17 protein-coding genes are annotated in these 19272 nt (G+C 65.3%); 6 read left to right on the top strand and 11 right to left on the bottom strand.

All coding sequences use genetic code 11. From position 1 onward, the window contains the following. Window positions 1–51 precede the first annotated feature (51 nt). From XH80_RS17405 to XH80_RS17395, 3 genes are all read left to right on the top strand, one after another. Window positions 52–1269 (top strand): divergent polysaccharide deacetylase family protein, encoded by a 1218-nt coding sequence (locus XH80_RS17405; RefSeq protein ID WP_271599618.1) that lies wholly within the window; start codon window positions 52–54, stop codon window positions 1267–1269. A gap of 66 nt (window positions 1270–1335) precedes the next feature. Then, window positions 1336–1842, top strand: a complete 507-nt coding sequence (locus XH80_RS17400; protein WP_057740778.1) for an RNA pyrophosphohydrolase — start codon at window positions 1336–1338, stop codon at window positions 1840–1842. Between the two features lie 106 nt (window positions 1843–1948). Continuing rightward, window positions 1949–2449, top strand: coding sequence for an RNA pyrophosphohydrolase (locus tag XH80_RS17395; RefSeq protein WP_271599617.1), 501 nt, complete (start codon window positions 1949–1951; stop codon window positions 2447–2449). Window positions 2450–2459: 10 nt separating this feature from the next. Here the strand turns inward: XH80_RS17395 and XH80_RS17390 are convergent, their stop codons facing one another. From XH80_RS17390 to XH80_RS17365, 6 genes are all read right to left on the bottom strand, one after another. Continuing rightward, window positions 2460–4133, bottom strand: coding sequence for an adenylate/guanylate cyclase domain-containing protein (locus XH80_RS17390; RefSeq protein WP_271599616.1), 1674 nt, complete (start codon window positions 4131–4133; stop codon window positions 2460–2462). Window positions 4134–4392: 259 nt separating this feature from the next. Beyond that, window positions 4393–4800, bottom strand: coding sequence for a F0F1 ATP synthase subunit epsilon (locus XH80_RS17385; protein WP_271599615.1), 408 nt, complete (start codon window positions 4798–4800; stop codon window positions 4393–4395). Between the two features lie 113 nt (window positions 4801–4913). After that, window positions 4914–6347 (bottom strand): F0F1 ATP synthase subunit beta, encoded by a 1434-nt coding sequence (atpD, locus tag XH80_RS17380; protein ID WP_057740772.1) that lies wholly within the window; start codon window positions 6345–6347, stop codon window positions 4914–4916. Window positions 6348–6430: 83 nt separating this feature from the next. Further along, a complete protein-coding gene (locus XH80_RS17375; protein ID WP_271599614.1) occupies window positions 6431–7303 on the bottom strand; it encodes a F0F1 ATP synthase subunit gamma in 873 nt (290 codons plus the stop codon). Between the two features lie 146 nt (window positions 7304–7449). After that, window positions 7450–8979 (bottom strand): F0F1 ATP synthase subunit alpha, encoded by a 1530-nt coding sequence (gene atpA / locus XH80_RS17370; RefSeq protein ID WP_271599613.1) that lies wholly within the window; start codon window positions 8977–8979, stop codon window positions 7450–7452. Continuing rightward, window positions 8979–9539, bottom strand: a complete 561-nt coding sequence (locus tag XH80_RS17365) for a F0F1 ATP synthase subunit delta (RefSeq protein WP_271599612.1) — start codon at window positions 9537–9539, stop codon at window positions 8979–8981. The genes atpA and XH80_RS17365 overlap by 1 nt, the downstream gene beginning before the upstream one ends. A gap of 650 nt (window positions 9540–10189) precedes the next feature. On the opposite strand from XH80_RS17365, the gene XH80_RS17360 reads away from it, so the two are divergent. Continuing rightward, window positions 10190–10696, top strand: a complete 507-nt coding sequence (locus XH80_RS17360; RefSeq protein ID WP_271599611.1) for a septal ring lytic transglycosylase RlpA family protein — start codon at window positions 10190–10192, stop codon at window positions 10694–10696. A 254-nt stretch (window positions 10697–10950) separates the two neighbouring features. On the opposite strand, the gene XH80_RS17355 is transcribed toward XH80_RS17360, so the two are convergent. Further along, window positions 10951–13161 (bottom strand): primosomal protein N', encoded by a 2211-nt coding sequence (locus XH80_RS17355; RefSeq protein WP_271599610.1) that lies wholly within the window; start codon window positions 13159–13161, stop codon window positions 10951–10953. Between the two features lie 112 nt (window positions 13162–13273). Between XH80_RS17355 and XH80_RS17350 the strand changes: the two genes are divergently transcribed. Next, window positions 13274–14239 carry a tyrosine recombinase XerC gene (locus XH80_RS17350; RefSeq protein WP_271599609.1) on the top strand — a complete coding sequence of 322 codons (966 nt, stop codon included), beginning with the start codon at window positions 13274–13276 and terminating at the stop codon, window positions 14237–14239. Between the two features lie 100 nt (window positions 14240–14339). Beyond that, entirely contained in the window at window positions 14340–14933 is a 594-nt protein-coding gene (locus XH80_RS17345) for a DUF4337 domain-containing protein (RefSeq protein ID WP_271599608.1), read from the top strand. 143 nt (window positions 14934–15076) lie between these two features. On the opposite strand, the gene XH80_RS17340 is transcribed toward XH80_RS17345, so the two are convergent. The 4 genes from XH80_RS17340 to odhB are packed head-to-tail and all read right to left on the bottom strand — an operon-like array spanning window position 15077 to window position 19161. Beyond that, window positions 15077–15607, bottom strand: a complete 531-nt coding sequence (locus tag XH80_RS17340) for a hypothetical protein (RefSeq protein WP_271599607.1) — start codon at window positions 15605–15607, stop codon at window positions 15077–15079. 34 nt (window positions 15608–15641) lie between these two features. Beyond that, window positions 15642–17042 (bottom strand): dihydrolipoyl dehydrogenase, encoded by a 1401-nt coding sequence (gene lpdA / locus XH80_RS17335; RefSeq protein WP_271599606.1) that lies wholly within the window; start codon window positions 17040–17042, stop codon window positions 15642–15644. 57 nt (window positions 17043–17099) lie between these two features. Beyond that, on the bottom strand, window positions 17100–17861 hold the full coding sequence (locus tag XH80_RS17330; RefSeq protein WP_442869151.1) for an SDR family oxidoreductase: 762 nt from the start codon (window positions 17859–17861) through the stop codon (window positions 17100–17102). 55 nt (window positions 17862–17916) lie between these two features. Then, entirely contained in the window at window positions 17917–19161 is a 1245-nt protein-coding gene (odhB, locus tag XH80_RS17325) for a 2-oxoglutarate dehydrogenase complex dihydrolipoyllysine-residue succinyltransferase (RefSeq protein WP_271599604.1), read from the bottom strand. Between the last annotated feature and the right edge of the window lie 111 nt (window positions 19162–19272).

Below are 19272 nucleotides of genomic sequence, written 5' to 3'. Positions count from 1 at the left end.
GCCGCTTGACCTCGACGTGGTATCGTCGGGTCGAGTGATTCGGGATCTCGCATGACTGAAACGGCCGATGATCTGAGCGCGCCGCTCGGACAGGACAAGCCGCGCCGGAAACGGCGGCTGCGGCTGCCGTTCACCGCCATGCAACTGATCGCCGTCATGCTCGGCCTGTTCCTGGTCACCTTTGCCGGCTTTGCCATCTTCAACAAGGACCCGCTCGGCGGCGAGCCGATGATGCGGATCGCGATCCGCGATCCCAAGGCCACCGACGAGAAGCCTGTCGCCTCCGGTCATGGCCAGGAGATCAAGCAGGAAGGCAAGCAGGAGACCAAGGAGGCGCCGAAGCAGGCGAGCGAGCAGAAGACCGTCACCATGATCGACGGCTCCACCGGCGCACGCCATGACGTGGTGATCGGCGCGGGCGAGGCTGCCGACAAAGGCGAGGCGGCTTCCGCAGCCCCGCCCGTCATGAACGGGGGCGATCCAAAGCTGCTGGAGAAGTCCCGCTACGGCATGATCCCCGCCATCTCGGGCGACCTCAAGCCGTTCAACGTCTATGCCGCCGAGGCTGACCGGGCTAAGGCCGCGAAAATGCCTGTGGTGGCGATCGTGATCGGCGGCCTCGGCGTCGGCGCCGCCAAGACCACCGACGCCATCATGAAGCTGCCGGGCGCGGTGACGCTGGCCTTCACGCCTTATGGGTCCGATCCCGGCAAGCTCGCCGAGCGCGCCCGCGCCCAGCGCCACGAGATCTTCCTTCAGATCCCGATGGAGCCCTACGACTTCCCCGACAACGATCCCGGCCCGCAGACGCTGCTGACCTCGCTGACTCCAGACCAGAACACCGACCGCCTGTACTGGCACCTCAGCCGGATGCAGGGCTATGCCGGCCTCACCAATTTCATGGGCGCCCGCTTCATCGCGACGGACGCGGCGATGCAGCCGATCATTCGCGAGGCCAGTAGGCGCGGCCTCGGCTTCTTCGATGACGGCTCCTCGCCCCGCAGCATCGCCTTACAGGCGGCCGGGAGCCTCGCGGTGCCGTTCGGCAGGGGCGACATCGCGCTCGACGCGGTGCCGACCCCGACCGAGATCGACCGCGCCCTCAACAAGCTGGAATCGACGGCGCGGGAGCGCGGCGTCGCCATCGGCACGGCCTCGGCCCTGCCGGTCTCGATCGAGCGGATCGGGGCCTGGATCAAGACATTGAACGACCGGGGTATTCTATTGGTGCCATTGACAACCGCGATGCTGAAATCAAAATCCAGCTAAATCAAAGAATTGGTACGGCAGGGCTTCCCGATGGCCCGGCCGGCAGCACGCGAGAGGTTTGGCGGAATGGCGCGTTATGAGGATCTGCCCTACCGAACCTGCGTCGGGGTGATGCTGCTCAACAAGGAAGGCCTGGTGTTCATCGGTCGCAGAGCCGGCGGCATCGAGCATGTCGACGACAACCATGTCTGGCAGATGCCGCAGGGCGGGGTCGATCCTGGCGAGGACAATTGGGAAGCCGCCAAGCGCGAGCTCTATGAAGAGACCAGCGTGCGCTCGATCGAGCGGCTCGGCGAGGTGCCGGACTGGCTGATCTATGACATCCCGCGCACGGTCGCAGGGCGCGCCTGGAAGGGCCGCTACCGCGGCCAACGCCAAAAATGGTTCGCAGTGCGCTTCACCGGCAAGGACAGCGAGATCAATGTCGCCAATCCCGGCGGCGGCGGCCACAAGGCCGAATTCGTCAGCTGGCGCTGGGAGCCGATGAAGAACCTCCCCTCACTGATCATCCCGTTCAAGCGCCCGGTCTATGAGCGCGTGGTGAAGGAATTTTCCGCGCTGGCGGATGGTTGATCCTTATTGTCGTCCCGGGGCGATGCGCAGCATCGAACCCGGGACCTCGAGATTCCGGGTTCGATGCTACGCATCGCCCCGGAATGACGACGAGAGATATTTGCAAGTGAACGATGAAAAACCCTACCGCCCGAACGTCGGGATCGCGCTGTTCAACGCCGATGGCCGCGTGCTGATCGGGCACCGCTTCAAGGGCGACGGCCCCGAGATCATCCTGCCCGGGCTCGACTGGCAGATGCCGCAGGGCGGTGTCGACGAGGGCGAGAACCTGCGCGATGCGGCCATGCGCGAGCTGTGGGAGGAGACCAGTGTCGTCAGCGCCTGCTATCTCGGCGAGACCGACTGGGTCAGTTACGAATTCCCGCCCTATGACGGACCGCAGACGCACCGGCTGGCAAAGTTTCGCGGCCAGCGCCAGAAGTGGTTCGCACTGCGCTTCACCGGCAGGGACGACGAGATCGACCCGCTGACGCCGCGCAATGACCAGCCCGCGGAGTTTGACGCGTGGCGGTGGGAGCAGCTCGACCGCGTCGCCGACCTCGTGGTGCCGTTCCGCCGCGAGGTCTACCGGACGGTGGCCGAGCAGTTCGCACCCTTCGCCAAATAGCCTCGCTGTATCAATTCATCGGCCCGACCGCGAACGGGCCGATCGCGATGACGTGGCAATCGCTGTCGTGCTTGGCGCAGTCGGCGAGCGCGGTGTTGACCGCGGTCTGCTCGTCGGCGGCTTTCAGGCCGAGACCGGGGCGGCCGGCGGTGCCGACGGCGACCGCATTCCAGCCCGTGCCGTCGCCGAGCTTGCGCACGACCTCGTCGCGCGCATCGGCCACGATCGAGGGATTGGTCGCGGCGTGAAAGAAGCCGGTGACCCTGAGCAGGGTCGGGATCGGCACGACGAACACGTCGTCGACCGCCACGATCATGCAGGCCGAGCCCGCGATCGCGCCGCAGGATTCCAGCGCGCGCCGCGCTGAATCGTCGATCGACGTTCCGCCAAGCCCCATGAAATATTGTCCGGCGGGACCGAGCGCTATCGTGCGCGATTTCGCCGCCGTCATGTAGATGTTTTCGAGCCGGGTCTTGAACTGATCACGCAGCATCGGAAAATCTTTCGGCACGAACGCGCGCTCGGTGATGGCGTCGTGCCGATACCAGGGCTTCGGCGGCATCGGCGGCTCCCCATGGCCGTAGACCACCTTGTTGCCGACGGCATAGAGCTCGCAGCGCCGCTGCGATTGGGCGGCGTCCGCCCGCTTCTGGCATTGGTCGAGCGCGGCGTTGCGCGCCTCCTCCTCGGTCGGCCTATTGAGAGCGGAGCCGAAGAAGCCGCCAATGTTCAGGGCGTAAGCCTTGAAATCCGCGGCCGCCGCATATTCGTTGCTGAGAAATGAACGCTGCCGCTCACCGATGAACGGCACCGCGTCCACCGCGATCTTGCCGGTGGAGGCAGCGGGCGGTGACGACATCGGCGTCGGTGTCGCGGCAGCCGCTTGGGTCGGCGTCGATGTCGGCACCGGCGAAGGCGCCTTCGCCGCCATCGTGGGCGTCGGGCTGGGTGACGGCGCAGTGAGCGAACCCGGCGCGGGTGCCGCGGCAGTGGACGTCGCGGGACTGGACGTGACCCGACTGGTCGTCTCGAGCTTGGTGAAATAGAGGAAGCCGCCGACGCCGATGGCGACAACGGAGACCACGCCAACCACCAGCGGCCACATCCAGTTCGGCGCCGGCGCAGCCTTGATCGTTTTCTTCAGCTGCGGTCTTGCGTAAGTCCCGTCCTCGCGCCGCATCGCGACCATGTAGGCGTGCACCGGCGTCGGGATGTTCTTCACTTCCTGTGCGCCGATATCGGCGAACTGCACCGACAGCTTGTTGGCGACCTGCTCATGCACGGCGCGCGAGATGCAGATGCCGCCGACCTCCGCGAGCCCCTCGAGCCTGGCCGCGATGTTGACGCCGTCGCCGAGCAGATCGCCGTCGCGCTCGACGACGTCGCCGATGGTGATGCCGATGCGAAACGACATCTGCCGGCTCGGCGGATAGGCCATGTTGCGGGTTCGCAAGGACTCCTGGATGTCGATCGCGCAGCGCACCGCGTCGACCGCGCTCGGGAATTCCGCGAGCACGGCATCGCCTGCGGTGTTGAAGATGCGGCCGTTCGCCTTTGCGATGAAATCGTCGATGACGGAGCGATAGGAGGCCAGGCGCCGCAGGGTCTCTTCCTCGTCTTCCGCAACGAGCCTCGAGTAGCCGGCAATATCGGCCGCGAAAATCGCCGCGATCTTGCGCTTCATCTGCGACCTGCCCTGGAACCTCTTCGCCGCGGCAGAATGCCGCTATCGCCGGCGCGGTGCAACAAAGTTTCAGCGCCCGCCACGGTCTGTGGCGAGCGCTGATTTTATTGCGGAATTCTGAAGTGTCGGCGTGACCGCGAGTGCGGCCCGGGCGATCGCAAGTGCGACGGCGGCGATCGCAAGTGCGACGGCGGCGATCGCGAGTGCGACGGCGGCGATCGCGAGTGCGACGCCGGCGATCGCGAGCGCGACGCCGGCGTCAGTGCATCGCGGTCGTGTTGAGCTCCTGCTGGATGCTCTTGTAATGGTCGAGCCGTGCAATCGCGAGATCGAGCTCGGAGCCTTCGTGCTCGGACAGCTTCTCCTGCATTTCCGCGATCTTGTCGGCGAACTGCGCCCGATCGAGCTCGTCCAGCGAGGTCGCGACGTCGGCAAGCACGGTGAGACGATCGTCGGAAACTTCCGCAAGGCCGCCGGTCACGATGACCTTCTGCTTCTGGCCACCGGTGATGATGGTCAGGATGCCCGGCCGCACCGCAGCCACGAAGGGGGCATGCCCGGCGAGCACGCCGAAATCGCCTTCCCAGCCGGGGACGTCGACCTGGTCGACCTCACCCGAGAAGGCGAGCTTTTCCGGAGAGACGAGATCGAAGTGGAAGGTGGCCATGGTGTTTCCGCTTGCTTTGCTGGTCACCCGCGGGCTCGACCCGCGGGTCCATCCATCAAAATTCTCTTTAGATGGATCGCCGGGTCAAGCCCGGCGATGACGAAGTGAAGAGCTTAAGCCGCTTCAGCGGCGAGCTTCTTGCCCTTCTCGACCGCCTCTTCGATGGTGCCGACCATGTAGAAGGCGGCTTCCGGCAGGTGATCGTACTTGCCTTCCACCAGGCCCTTGAAGCCCTTGATGGTGTCGGCGAGGTCGACGAACTTGCCCGGCGAGCCGGTGAAGATTTCGGCGACGTGGAACGGCTGCGACATGAAGCGCTCGACCTTGCGGGCGCGGGCCACGGTCAGCTTGTCCTCTTCCGAAAGCTCGTCCATGCCGAGAATGGCGATGATGTCCTGCAGCGCCTTGTAGCGCTGCAGCACCTGCTGGACCTGACGGGCGACCGCGTAGTGCTCCTCGCCGACGACCAGCGGGGAGAGCATGCGCGAGGTCGAGTCGAGCGGGTCCACCGCCGGATAGATGCCCTTTTCAGCGATCGAGCGCGACAGCGTGGTGGTCGCGTCCAGATGCGCGAACGAGGTCGCCGGCGCCGGGTCGGTCAAGTCGTCGGCCGGAACGTAGATGGCCTGCACCGAGGTGATCGAGCCCTTCTGCGTGGTGGTGATGCGCTCCTGCAGCGCGCCCATGTCGGTCGCGAGCGTCGGTTGATAGCCCACCGCCGAAGGAATACGGCCGAGCAGCGCCGACACTTCCGAGCCGGCCTGGGTGAAGCGGAAGATGTTGTCGACGAAGAACAACACGTCCTGGCCCTGGTCGCGGAAGTCTTCCGCGATGGTGAGACCGGTGAGCGCGACGCGGGCGCGGGCGCCCGGGGGCTCGTTCATCTGGCCGAACACCAGCGCGCATTTCGACTTCACGCTCGGATCCGGATTCTTCGGATCGGCGTTGACCTTGGACTCGATGAACTCGTGATAGAGGTCGTTGCCTTCACGGGTGCGCTCGCCGACGCCGGCGAACACGGAGTAACCACCGTGCGCCTTCGCGACGTTGTTGATCAGCTCCTGAATCAGCACGGTCTTGCCGACGCCAGCGCCGCCGAACAGGCCGATCTTGCCGCCCTTGGCATAGGGGGCGAGCAGGTCGACGACCTTGATGCCGGTGACGAGAATTTCAGCCTCGGTGGACTGGTCGGTGTAGGTCGGCGCTTCCTGGTGGATCGCGCGCAGGCCTGCGGTCTTGACCGGACCGGCCTCGTCGATCGGCTCGCCGATGACGTTGATGATGCGGCCGAGCGTGCCTTCGCCGACGGGAACGCGGATCGGAGCGCCGGTGTCGGTGACTTCCTGACCGCGGACCAGACCTTCGGTGGTGTCCATCGCGATGGTACGGACGGTGGACTCACCGAGATGCTGGGCGACTTCGAGCACCAGGCGGTTGCCGCCGTTCTTGGTCTCGAGCGAGTTGAGAATGGCCGGGAGGTGGCCTTCGAACTGCACGTCGACGACGGCGCCGATGACCTGGGTGACGCGACCGACCTGGGCTGCCATTGAATGTCTCCTTCGATCCGAACTTCTAAGCCGCGATCAGCCTGACCGCGATGTTGCGTGTGATGGGTGTCGATGCGCCGTGATCAGACGGCCTCGGCGCCCGAGATGATTTCGATCAGTTCCTTGGTGATCTGCGCCTGACGCGTGCGGTTGTAGACCAGCGTCTGCTTGCGGATCATCTCACCGGCGTTGCGCGTCGCGTTGTCCATCGCGCTCATCTGCGCGCCGTAGAACGAGGCGTTGTTCTCGAGCAGCGCGCGGAAGATCTGGACCGCGAGGTTGCGCGGCAGAAGACGGGTGAGAATCTCGTCCTCTTCCGGCTCGTATTCGTAGGACGTCGTGCTGGCGGGAGCGCCTTCCTCGACCACCAGCGGGATGATCTGCTGGGCGGTCGGGATCTGCGCGATCACCGACTTGAAGCGCGAGTAGAACAGCGTGCAGACGTCGAACTCGCCGGCCTCGAAACGCGCCAGCACCTTCTTGGCGATGTCCTCGGCATTGACGAAGCCGAGCTGGCGTACGCTGCGCAGATCGAGATGCTCGACGATCTGCTTGTCGAACTGGCGGCGGAGCTGCTCGTAACCCTTGCGGCCGACGCAGAAGAATTTCACTTCCTTGCCCTGGTTCATCAGGGCCAGCGCGCGCTCGCGGGCGAGGCGCACGATCGACGAGTTGAAGGCGCCCGACAGGCCGCGCTCGCCGGTGCAGACCAGCAGCAAATGAACCTGGTCGCGGCCGGTTCCGGCCAGCAGCGCGGGGGCGCCGGGCGAGCCCGCGGCAGCGCTGGCGATGTTGGCGATCACCGCGCTCATCTTGTCGGCATAGGGACGCGCAGCTTCCGCGGCGGTCTGCGCGCGGCGCAGCTTCGAGGCCGCGACCATCTGCATGGCCTTGGTGATCTTTTGCGTCGCCTTGGTGGAGGCGATGCGGACGCGCATGTCTTTAAGTGACGCCATTCTTCGTTCACCCCGGCGGTTCGACGCGATGTCGGACCGCTAGCCTGTCCCTACCGCGATGCCCGGCCGGGCGCCGGGCACGCTTCTTGTTGTTGTGCCTTTCGCGAAACGATCACGGCCGGCGAACCGGCCATGACGGCTCGTGATTACGCGAAGCTCTTCGCGAAGCCTTCGACCACAGCCTTCAGCTTCGCGGCAACGTCGTCGGAGAGATCGCGGCTGTCGCGGATCGCGTTGAGAATGTCGACATGCTTGCCGCGCAGCAGCGAGAGCAGGCCGTCCTCGAACGCCTTCACCTTGTTGAGCGGGAGCGGATCGAGATAGCCGTTGGTGCCGGCCCAGATCACGCAGACCTGCTCTTCCATCTTCAGCGGCGAGAACTGCGGCTGCTTCAGCAACTCGGTGAGGCGCGAACCGCGGTTGAGCAGGCGCTGGGTCGAGGCGTCGAGGTCGGAGCCGAACTGCGCGAACGCCGCCATTTCGCGGTACTGCGCCAGCTCGCCCTTGATCTTGCCGGCGACCTTCTTGGTGGCCTTGGTCTGCGCCGACGAACCGACGCGCGACACCGACAGACCGACGTTCACCGCGGGACGGATGCCCTGGAAGAACAGGTCGGTTTCCAGGAAGATCTGGCCGTCGGTGATCGAGATGACGTTGGTCGGGATGTAGGCCGACACGTCGTTGGCCTGGGTTTCGATCACAGGCAGCGCCGTCAGCGAGCCCGAGCCCTGGTCCTTGTTCAGCTTCGCCGCGCGCTCGAGCAGGCGGGAGTGCAGATAGAACACGTCGCCGGGATAGGCTTCGCGGCCCGGCGGGCGGCGCAGCAGCAGCGACATCTGGCGGTAGGCGACGGCCTGCTTGGACAGATCGTCATAGATGATGACCGCGTGCATGCCGTTGTCGCGGAAGTACTCGCCCATGGTGCAGCCGGTGAAGGGCGCGATGTACTGCATCGGCGCCGGATCGGACGCGGTGGCGGCGACGATGATCGAATATTCGAGCGCGCCCTGCTCTTCCAGCACCTTCACGAACTGCGCGACGGTCGAACGCTTCTGGCCGACCGCGACGTAGACGCAGTACAGCTTGATGTTCTCGTCGGGCTGCGCGTTGAGGGGCTTCTGGTTCAGGATGGTGTCGAGCGCGATCGCGGTCTTGCCGGTCTGGCGGTCGCCGATGATCAGCTCGCGCTGGCCGCGGCCGATCGGGATCAGGGCGTCGATCGCCTTGAGGCCGGTCGCCATCGGCTCGCTCACCGACTTGCGCGGAATGATGCCGGGCGCCTTGACGTCGACGCGCATGCGCTTCTCGGCCTGGATCGGGCCCTTGCCGTCGATCGGGTTACCGAGCGCGTCGACGACGCGACCGAGCAGACCCTTGCCGACCGGCGCGTCCACGATGGCGCGGGTGCGCTTGACGGTCTGGCCTTCCTTGATCTCGCGGTCGGCACCGAAAATAACGACACCGACGTTGTCGGTTTCGAGGTTCAGCGCCATGCCGCGGGTGCCGTTCTCGAACTCGACCATTTCACCGGCCTGGACGTTGTCCAGACCGTAGACGCGGGCGATACCGTCGCCGACGGACAGCACCTGTCCGACTTCGGAGACTTCAGCTTCCTGGCCGAAATTCTTGATCTGGTCCTTGAGGATCGCGGAAATTTCCGCGGCGCGGATGTCCATCAGCCTGCCTCTTTCATCGCGTGCTTGATCGAATTGAGTTTGGTGCGAAGCGAGCTATCGATCATGCGGCTGCCAAGCTTCACGACGAGGCCTCCGATGATCGAGGGATCGATCTTCACGTTGAGCGCGACGTCCTTGCCGGTCACCGACTTCAGGGCAACCTTGAGAGCGTCGAGATTCTTGTCCGACAGCGCCTCCGCGACCGTGACGTCGGCGGTCGCCTCGCCCTTGAACTTGGCGACGAGGGCGCGATAGGCGCGGATGACGTCAACCACCACGAACAGGCGGCGGTTGGCGGTCAGCACTTTGAGGAAATTGGCGGTGATGCCGGCGATGCCGGCCTTGTCCAGCACGGCCGAGAGGGCCTTGGACTGGGCGTCGGCCGCAAAGACCGGGCTGCGGACGAGGCGCTTCAGATCGGCGCTTTCGTTCAGCAGAGCCTCGAACTTGTCGAGATCGGCCTTGACCTCGTCGACCACATTCTGGTCGCGGGCCAGTTCAAACAAGGCCGTTGCATAACGGCCCGACACACCTGAAACGGACGTATCTTCTGCAGCCACAGACGCGCTCTTTTAGCTGTCAAATTCGCAAGGGAAAAACCGTCGCCACGAAGCGGCGCCTAGCGATCCAAGCCCTTGGAATTCAAGCGGGACTTCGATTTTCGACCAGCACGGGAAGTGCCGGGCTCGTTAAAATCGCGGCTTTGCTAACATAGCAGGCGCGCACGTGCAACATGACGCCAAATTAAAGGCACGACCTTCTGTCGCCAGTTCGTCGCACGTCGCGGCCCACCTCACCGCGATCGTTGCGACGATCTGCCATGCCACGGAATCGCCGCGAACCTTTCGTCGGCGGCGTGCTCTTTTGTTCCTGCCGTCAGCGCATAGCGGCCATGAACACGGATCGCTGAGCCGTGTTCAGGTGCGCGCCGTTCCCGCCCGCCGAATACTTACCCAATTCTAAATGCGAAGAGTAACAAACTTCGTTTTACAGTATTCGCAAGTAATCGATCAGTTAATGAATCGTTAAAGAGAAAGATTACGGAACTTTGGGTGAATATCGATTCAGATCACAAGATATTTCATGACGACACGGATCGGAATTACTGCCCAATTCACGCCTCATTGGGAATCGAAACGCCAACTCGCTCACAAACTGATGGGGGCTCCACTTGCCACATATGTGGCATTACTAGCGTAGGGACCATTAAATGCTGTCATTGAAGACGCTGGGAACTGTGACCCGGCCGCGTACGGCGATTGCTTTCGTCGCTGCAACTCTCTTCGTCGGTGGGACTGCCACCGAAGCTTCCGCCAAATCCAGGCATCACCACCGGGGTTCTCACCACCACAGCCACCAGGCCCAGGCTGACACCGTCGCGAATTCCGGTTGGCTCAACGCCAATGCGTCGATGACGCCGTCGCAGGGCACCGGCCACAGCTTCTCCGGCATGGCCTCCTATTACGGCAACGAGTCCGGCAGCCGCACCGCCTCCGGCGCGCGCTTCAACCAGAACGCCATGACCGCGGCGCACCGGACCCTGCCGTTCGGCACCAAGGTTCGTGTGACCCATGGCGGCCAGAGCGTCATCGTCACCATCAATGACCGTGGCCCGTTCGTGCGCGGCCGCGTGCTCGACCTCTCCACGGGTGCAGCCCGCGCCATCGGCCTCACCGGTGCCGGCGTCGGCCGCGTCACCGCGGAAGTCGTCTCCTAACGGCGCGAGAAGCGCCTTCGGCCCACTTGCGCAGTTTTCATCAGTTTTGCTGCGCGAATGAAACAAGCCCGTGGTCTTGGGGGACCACGGGCTTTTTGTTTGACTTCGTCGCCAATATTGACCCGTCATTCCGGGGCGATGCGCAGCATCGAACCCGCAATCCATCGTGCGACAGAGTTGGTGGATGAATGGATTCCGGGTTCACGCTACGCGCGCCCCGGAATGACGACGGAGGATATGGCCGCGGCTTGGCCTTACAAAAAGCTCTGCGGATCGACGTCCACCTCGAGCTTCTGGTTGCCGGTCGGCTTCGGGCACACCGCGAGCCAGTTGCGCAAATAGTCCGACAGATCGAAGCCGCGTGCCGATTTGACCAGGATGCGGAAGCGGTAGCGGCCCTTGATGACGGCGAGCGGGGCTTCGGCGGGGCCGAGCACGACGACGCGCTCGTCGCGCGGCGCGAGTGCAACGAGCTTGCGGCCGAGGCCCTCGGCGCTCGGACGATCGCCGGCGGAGATGATCAGGCTGGCAAGGCGCCCGAACGGCGGATAGAGCGTCTTCTCGCGCAGATCGATCTCGCTGTCGTAGAAGGCCTCGCGGTCGCAGGCGATCAGCGCCTTCATGACGGGGTGATCGGGCTGGTGGGTCTGCAGATAGCCGACGCCGCGGCCCTGCTCGCGGCCGGCGCGGCCGATCACCTGGTTGAGCAATTGCCAGGTGCGCTCTGCCGCACGCGGATCGCCGTTGGAAAGGCCGAGATCCGCATCGACCACGCCGACGAGATTGAGCCGCGGAAAATTGTGGCCCTTGGCGACGAGCTGTGTGCCGATGATGATGTCGACGCGGCCTTCCGCGATCTCGGCAAGCTCGCTGCGCATCGTCTCGATCGAGGTGATGAGATCGCTCGACAGCACCATGGTGCGCGCTTCCGGGAACAGCGCCGCCGCCTCCTCCTGCAGGCGTTCGACGCCGGGACCGACGGCCACCAGCGATTCCTCGGCGGCACAATGCGGACAGGTTGGCGGTCGCGGCATCGAGAAGCCGCAATGGTGGCAGACGAGGCGCTGGCGAAAGCGGTGATCGACCAGCCAGGCATCGCAGATGGTGCAGGCAAAGCGATGGCCGCAGGCGCGGCACAGCGTCAGCGGCGCATAGCCGCGGCGATTGAGGAACAGCAGCGCCTGCTCGCGCTTTTCGATGGCTTTTCTGATCTCGCCCGCCAGGCGCGGCGAGATGTAGCGGCCGCGCGCGGGCGGCTCACGGCGCAGGTCGATGGCCTCGATTTCAGGCATGTGCTGGCCGCCGAAGCGCGAGGGCAGCGCGATGCGCTGATAGCGGTTCTTGCGCGCATTGACCTCTGACTCGACCGAGGGCGTGGCGGAGGCCAGCACGATCGGGATTTTGGCGATATGCGCGCGCACCACCGCCATGTCGCGGGCGTGATAATGCACGCCCTCGTCCTGCTTGTAGGCCTGGTCGTGCTCCTCATCGACCACGATGAGGCCGAGATTGGCGTAAGGGAGAAACAGCGCCGAGCGCGCGCCGACCACGACCGGTGCAGTTCCTTCGGAGATTGCAGCCCAATTGCGCGCGCGGGTGCGCGGCGTCAGCTCGGAGTGCCATTCGATCGGACGCACGCCGAAACGTTGCGCGAAGCGATCGAGGAACTGGCCGGTCAGCGCGATCTCCGGCATCAGGATCAGTGACTGCTTGCCGCGGCGGATGGTTTCCGCCACGGCCTCGAAATAGACCTCGGTCTTGCCGGAGCCGGTGACGCCGTCGAGCAGCGCGACATGGAAGGTGCCGTTGGCCGCGAGCGCGCGCATCGCATCGACGCCGGCGCGCTGCAACGGCGAGAAATCCGGCCGGCCGAACTCCGGATCGGGCGCGGGCGGCGGAGGCGGCGGCGGCATCGGCTCGACCGTGAGCGTGCCCTCATCGACTAGGCCGTCGATCACGCCGGCGGAGACGCCGGCTTCCCTGGCAGCCTCGGACTTGCCGTGCAGCAGCCGGTCCGACAGCACCTCGATCACGCGCGAGCGCGCCGGCGTCAGCCGCCGCGGGGGATCGCCCGTCAGCCGCACGCCGGCGCGGACCCGTTCGGGGCCGAGGTTCTCGCCCATGCGCAGGCACATCCGCAGCACCATGCCGCGCGGGCTCAGCGTATAATTGGCGACCCAGTCGACGACGGCGCGCAGTTCGCCCTTCAGCGGCGGGACGTCGAGCTTCTCGCTGACCTCCTTGAGGCGATTGTGCAGGCGCGGATCGGGATTGGCGTTCTCGCCCCAGACCACGGCGAGCACCTCGCGCGGCCCCAGCGGCACACCGACGAGATCGCCGGCCTTCAGCTCCATGCCCACAGGGACCTTGTAGGAATAGGTCTGGTCGAGCGCGACAGGCACCAGCACGTCGACCATGCGGGTTGCGTTGGCGGGGGCGGTCGAGCTGCGCGAGGTGTGATCCATGAACGGAGAATCGGAACCTTGTGGCGTTCAGGCTAGCGCTGTGGAGCCGCCTTAGCGAACAGTAAACTGGTGGGATGCGATATACTGTGCGGAATCACCACGTCCAGAGCGCATGAGCAAAGCGGCCGCCCCCCACATCGAGCTCGCCAGCGCCGATCCCTCGATCGCGCAGGAGATGGCGCGTTGGCTGTCGCATCTCGGCGCCGAGCGGCGGCTGTCGCCGAAGACGCTGGAAGCCTATGGCCGCGACCTCAGGCAATGCCTGGATTTCCTGTGTAGCCATTGGGGCGAGCGCGTGACGCTGGAACGGTTCGCCTCGCTTGAAGCCACCGACGTGCGCGCCTTCATGGCGATGCGCCGCGCCGATGATATTGCCGGCCGTTCACTGATGCGCGCGCTGGCGGGCCTGCGCTCGTTCGGCCGCTTCCTCGAGCGCGAGGGCAAGGGCAAGGTCGGCGCGCTCTCCGCGATCCGCGCGCCGAAGGTCGCAAAGACCTTGCCGAAGCCGCTGCCGATGGCATCGGCAAAGCGTCTGGCCGACGCCGACGAGCGCGCCGGCGAGGAACGTGAGACCTGGATCCTGGTGCGCGACGCCGCGGTGATGGCGCTGCTTTATGGCTCGGGCCTGCGCATCTCCGAGGCGCTGGGGCTGAAGCGCCGCGAGGTGCCGAAGGTGGGCGAAGGCGACGTTCTGGTCGTCACAGGCAAAGGCAACAAGACGCGCATGGTGCCGGTGCTGCAGAACGTGCTGGCGCTCATCGACGAATATGTCGCGATGTGCCCGCATGCGTTGCCGCAGGAGGGACCGATCTTCGTCGGGGCGCGCGGCGGTCCCTTGAGCCCGCGCATCATCCAGCTCGCGATGGAGCGGCTGCGCGGCGCGCTGGGCTTGCCCGACAGCGCCACGCCGCACGCGCTGCGGCACTCCTTCGCCACGCATCTGCTCTCGCGCGGCGGGGACTTACGCGCCATCCAGGAATTGCTCGGCCATTCCTCGCTGTCGACCACGCAGGTGTATACCGGGATCGATTCCGAGCGGCTGCTGGAAGTCTATGCGAGCGCGCATCCGCGCCGATAATTGCTGACATCAAGCTGTCATGGCTCGCTCCTGGCAAGCATGCCTCTTGCGCGAGCCGCGCGGTTCGGTCAATCGTTGCGGAGCCGCGACAGGAGGGATCATGAGCGCACACGAAAGCATGGAGCACGCCGAGCATGCCGAGCACGCATCGGGCGAGAACAAGAAGATCGCCCTGCTGATCGCGGTGCTGGCACTGTTCCTGGCGATCTCGGAAACGCTCGGCAAGGGCGCCCAGACCGAGTCGATCAGCAAGAACGTCGAGGCTTCCAATCTCTGGGCGTTCTTCCAGGCCAAGAGCATCCGCCGCACCGTGGTGCAGACCGCCGCCGAGCAGGGCAAGCTGACGCTGGGTGCCACCACCGACGACGCCATGAAGGCCGCGGTGCAGAAGCAGATCGACGATTGGACCAAGACCGCGGCGCGCTACCGCTCCGAGCCCGAGACCGGCGAAGGCACCGAGCAGCTCGCCGAAAAGGCCAAGCACGCCGAGCACGAGCGCGACGAGGCGACCGCGAAATATCATCATTTCGAGCTGGCCTCGGCCGCGTTCCAGATCGGCATCGTGCTGGCCTCGGCGACGATCATCACCGGCATGCTGCCGCTGGCCTGGATCGCCGGGCTCTTGACGATCGCTGGCCTCGGCATGACCATGCTCGGCGCCTGGGCGCCGCATCTGCTGCATCTGCATGGGTAGACGGCGCCACGCACACCGCTGTCATGCCCCGGCTTGACCGGGGCATCCAGTACGCCGCAGCACGTCGGTTTTAATCTCGCTGTCTCTGGAATACTGGATTGCCCGCCTTCGCGGGCAATGACACTGAGTGCGTAGCAAGCAGCTCAGCGCGCCTCGTGCACGCTCTTGCGGAAGCGCTGGATCAAACGGAGGGTGCGCGAGGACCAGCCTTCGCCGTTACCCTTGACCAGCTCGCGGATGCGCCGCTTGATCGGCTCGACCAGCTCCGTCGCCTTGGCACGCAGCCGCAGCACCAGCTCGTAGAGCCGCTCGAACCAGTGCATCTCCAGCAGCTTGTCGCGCGTGACGTCGAATACGAAGGCGGTGACGCCGACGCCCAGCATTTTTGCGAACAGGAACGTGGAGACGCCGGTCAGCCAGTATTGATGCGTGAGCAGCCACAGGCCGATCAGCTTGAGCGGAAACAGCGGGATGATCGGCACCACGAACACGATCAGCGTCATCGCCGGGGACAGTGCATCGACGCGGTCGGCCAGCCACTCCTTCACACGGGCGAGCGGGATCAGTGCGACCGCCCGCGCGACGACAGGCTCGAGATGGTCCCACAGCCAGGCTTCGATCAAAAAGATGATCGCAAGCAGGACCCAGACCGGTTGAAGAAGGCGGCGTAGCATGTGATGTCCCGCCCGATTTGGCCCTGGGCGTGACCTACATATGGATGGCCCGCTTGCCGACTGCAAGCGCGGCTTCCTTGACGGCCTCCGAGCGGGTCGGATGCGCGTGGCAGGTACGGGCGAGATCCTCGGCACTGCCGCCAAATTCCATGAGAACGCAGGCCTCATGGATCATTTCGCCGGCTTCGATGCCGATGATGTGCACGCCGAGCACGCGGTCGGTCTTCGCATCTGCGAGAATCTTCACGAAGCCGTCAGTGGTCTGATTGACCTTGGAGCGGCCGTTGGCGGTAAAAGGAAACTTCCCGACGGTGTAGGCGACGCCGGCCTGCTTGAGCTCTTCCTCGGTCTTGCCGACGGAGGACACTTCCGGGGTGGTATACACGACCCCCGGGATCACGTCGTAGTTCACGTGGCCGGCCTGGCCTGCGATGATCTCCGCAACCGCAACGGCTTCATCCTCGGCCTTGTGCGCGAGCATGGGGCCGGCGACGACGTCGCCGATGGCGTAGACGCCCTTCAGGCTGGTGGCGAAATGCGGATCGATCTGGACGCGGCCGCGCGCATCGAGCGCAACGCCGGCTTCCTTCAGCCCAAGGCCCTCGGTGTAGGGCACGCGGCCGATGCAGACCAGCACGACGTCGGCTTCCAGCGTCTCGGCGGCACCGCCGGCGGCGGGCTCGATGGTCGCCTTCAGCGCCTTGCCTGAAGTGTCGACGGCGGTGACCTTGGCGCCAAGCTTGAAGGCAAAGCCCTGCTTCTCGAGGATGCGCTGGAATTGCTTTGCGATCTCGCCGTCCATGCCGGGCAGGATGCGATCGAGGAATTCGACCACGACGACTTCGGCACCTAGGCGCTTCCACACCGAGCCGAGCTCGAGGCCGATCACGCCGGCACCGACGATCAGGAGCTTGCCGGGGACCTTGTCCAGCGACAGCGCGCCGGTGGACGAGACGATGCGCTTCTCGTCGATCTCGATGCCCTTGAGGCGCGCGATGTCCGAGCCGGTCGCGATCACGATGTTCCTGGTCTCGATCAGCTGCGACTTGCCGTCGGCGGAGACCTCGACCTTGCCGGTGCCGAGGATCTTGCCGGTGCCCTTGAGCACGTCGACCTTGTTCTTCTTCATCAGGAACTCGACGCCCTTGACGTTGCCGTCGATGCCCTGCTGCTTGAAGTTCATCATCGCGGGAAGATCGAGCTTCGGCGACGACACCGAGACGCCCATCTTGGCGAAGGAGTGCCCGGCTTCCTCGAACATCTCGGAGGCATGCAGCAACGCCTTCGAGGGCATGCAGCCGACGTTGAGGCAGGTGCCGCCCAGCGTCGCGTTCTTTTCGACCACGGCGACCTTCATGCCGAGCTGGCTGGCGCGCACCGCGCAGACATAACCGCCAGGTCCGGTGCCGATGACGACGAGATCGTAGGTAGCCATGAGAGAAAGTCCCGTAAGTTTAGCGTGATGAGGATGTGTCAGCGTCCGCGCGGCGCGTCAGCGTCCGCCGGACACATCGAGAATGGCTGAGGTGACGTAGGAGGCATCGTCCGACAGCAGCCAGACGATGGCATTGGCAATTTCGTCCGCGGTGCCGACGCGCTTCATCGGCACCAGATGGGCGAGGCGATGATGCCGGTCGGGCTCGCCGCCGGAGGCGTGAATTTCGGTGTCGATCAGGCCGGGGCGGATCGCGGCAACGCGAATGCCTTCGCCAGCGACCTCATAGCCGAGGCCGATGGTGAAGGAATCCACCGCGCCCTTGGACGCGGCATAATCGACATAGGTGTTGGGCGCGCCGAGCTTGGCGGCGACCGACGACAGATTGACGATGACGCCGCCCTTGCCGCCATGCTTGGTCGACATGCGCTTGACCGCCTCGCGCGCGCAGAGGATGGAGCCGGTGACGTTGACCGCCAGCACGCGCTGGATGCGCTCGGCCGACATCTCGTCGACGCGGACGCCGCTCTGGCCGACAATGCCGCCGTTGTTGACGAGCGCCCCTAGCGTGCCGAACTTGTCGGCCTGCTTGAACAGGTCGATGATGTCGCGTTCCTCGGCAACGTCGCACTTCACCGCGATCGCCTTGCCGTTGCTGGCCTCAATCGTAGCTACCACCTCGTCGGCGGCCTTCTTGTTGCTGGCATAGCCGACCACGACGCGATAGCCGCGCGCGGCCGCCGCAAGCGCGGTGGCGCGACCAATGCCGCGGCTGCCGCCGGTGATGACAACGACTTTATCGGTCACGTCCGCCTCCATCATTCGACAAACGCCGTCGCCCATGCGGGCGACGGCGTCTTCAAGGCATCGGGGATCAGAGATCGAGCACCAGGCGTGCCGGATCTTCCAGGCTCTCCTTGACGCGCACCAGGAAGGTGACGGCTTCCTTGCCGTCGATGACGCGGTGGTCGTAGGACAGCGCCAGATACATCATCGGGCGGATCTCGATCTTGCCGCCGACGACCACGGGGCGATCCTGGATCTTGTGCATGCCGAGGATGCCGGACTGCGGCGCGTTCAGGATCGGCGTCGACATCAGCGAGCCGTAGATGCCGCCGTTGGTGATGGTGAAGGTGCCGCCCTGCATCTCGTCGATCTTGAGCTGGCCGTCACGAGCGCGGCGACCGAAATCGGCGATGGCCTTCTCGATGTCGGCGATCGATTTTTGATCGCAGTCGCGCACGACGGGCACGACGAGACCCTTGTCCGTGCCGACGGCGACGCCGATGTGATAGTAATTCTTGTAGATCAGATCGGTGCCGTCGATCTCGGCGTTGACGGCCGGGACGTCCTTCAGCGCCTGCACGACGGCCTTGGTGAAGAAGCCCATGAAGCCGAGCTTGGAGCCGTGCTTCTTCTCGAACGCATCCTTGTAATGCGCACGCAGCGCCATCACGTTGGTCATGTCGACCTCGTTGAAGGTCGTCAGCATGGCCGCGGTGTTCTGCACGTCCTTGAGGCGGCGCGCGATGGTCTGGCGCAGGCGGGTCATCTTGACGCGCTCTTCGCGCGCGGCGTCATCGGCCGGCGACGGCGCGCGGACCTGCACGGCGGCGGCAGGCTGGTTCACCGGGGTCGGCGCGGAGGCCGCACGCTCGATCGCAGCGAGCATGTCGCCCTTGGTGACGCGGCCGTCCTTGCCGGAGCCCGGAACGGTCGAAGCATCGATGCCGCTCTCGGCCGAAATCTTGCGCACGGACGGAGCGAGCGGCGCATCGGCCGGCGGTGCTTTTGGCGCAGCGGCGGCAACCGGAGCGGCAGCGGCAGGCGCCGGAGCAGCTGCAGCAGGCTTGGCAGGTGCGGCGGCGGACTTGGCAGCACCGGCGCCATCGGTGATCTGGCCGAGCAGCGCACCGACTGCGACGGTCGCGCCATCGGCGGCGATGATCTCGCTCAGCGTGCCGGCCGAGGGCGCCGGGACCTCGATGGTGACCTTGTCGGTCTCGAGCTCCACCAAGGGCTCGTCGACGGCGACCGGGTCGCCGGCCTTCTTGAACCAGCGGCCGATGGTGGCCTCGGTGACGGATTCGCCGAGCGTCGGCACACGAATTTCAGTCATGGTCTTTTCCTTAAGGGATCGCAGTCGCGGACAGGAATTCACACGTCATGCCCCGCCTAGTGCGCGATTGCGCACGGGGGGCGGGGCATCCAGTACTCCGCGACGTTCGTG

This window comes from Bradyrhizobium sp. CCBAU 45384 (assembly GCF_028128665.1).
GTDB classification, from domain to species: Bacteria; Pseudomonadota; Alphaproteobacteria; order Rhizobiales; family Xanthobacteraceae; genus Bradyrhizobium; species Bradyrhizobium manausense.
This window is presented reverse-complemented; position numbering and strand designations above follow the sequence as displayed.

Excerpts from the sequence above, each read along its gene's own strand:
- XH80_RS17405 (WP_271599618.1), top strand. The coding sequence starts at position 52 with ATGACTGAAACGGCCGATGATCTGAGCGCGCCGCTCGGACAGGACAAG.
- XH80_RS17400 (WP_057740778.1), top strand. The coding sequence starts at position 1,336 with ATGGCGCGTTATGAGGATCTGCCCTACCGAACCTGCGTCGGGGTGATG.
- XH80_RS17390 (WP_271599616.1), bottom strand. The coding sequence starts at position 4,133 with ATGAAGCGCAAGATCGCGGCGATTTTCGCGGCCGATATTGCCGGCTAC.
- XH80_RS17385 (WP_271599615.1), bottom strand. The coding sequence starts at position 4,800 with ATGGCCACCTTCCACTTCGATCTCGTCTCTCCGGAAAAGCTCGCCTTC.
- atpD (WP_057740772.1), bottom strand. The coding sequence starts at position 6,347 with ATGGCAGCCCAGGTCGGTCGCGTCACCCAGGTCATCGGCGCCGTCGTC.
- XH80_RS17375 (WP_271599614.1), bottom strand. The coding sequence starts at position 7,303 with ATGGCGTCACTTAAAGACATGCGCGTCCGCATCGCCTCCACCAAGGCG.
- atpA (WP_271599613.1), bottom strand. The coding sequence starts at position 8,979 with ATGGACATCCGCGCCGCGGAAATTTCCGCGATCCTCAAGGACCAGATC.
- XH80_RS17360 (WP_271599611.1), top strand. The coding sequence starts at position 10,190 with ATGCTGTCATTGAAGACGCTGGGAACTGTGACCCGGCCGCGTACGGCG.
- XH80_RS17355 (WP_271599610.1), bottom strand. The coding sequence starts at position 13,161 with ATGGATCACACCTCGCGCAGCTCGACCGCCCCCGCCAACGCAACCCGC.
- XH80_RS17350 (WP_271599609.1), top strand. The coding sequence starts at position 13,274 with ATGAGCAAAGCGGCCGCCCCCCACATCGAGCTCGCCAGCGCCGATCCC.
- XH80_RS17345 (WP_271599608.1), top strand. The coding sequence starts at position 14,340 with ATGAGCGCACACGAAAGCATGGAGCACGCCGAGCATGCCGAGCACGCA.
- XH80_RS17340 (WP_271599607.1), bottom strand. The coding sequence starts at position 15,607 with ATGCTACGCCGCCTTCTTCAACCGGTCTGGGTCCTGCTTGCGATCATC.
- lpdA (WP_271599606.1), bottom strand. The coding sequence starts at position 17,042 with ATGGCTACCTACGATCTCGTCGTCATCGGCACCGGACCTGGCGGTTAT.
- XH80_RS17330 (WP_442869151.1), bottom strand. The coding sequence starts at position 17,861 with ATGGAGGCGGACGTGACCGATAAAGTCGTTGTCATCACCGGCGGCAGC.
- odhB (WP_271599604.1), bottom strand. The coding sequence starts at position 19,161 with ATGACTGAAATTCGTGTGCCGACGCTCGGCGAATCCGTCACCGAGGCC.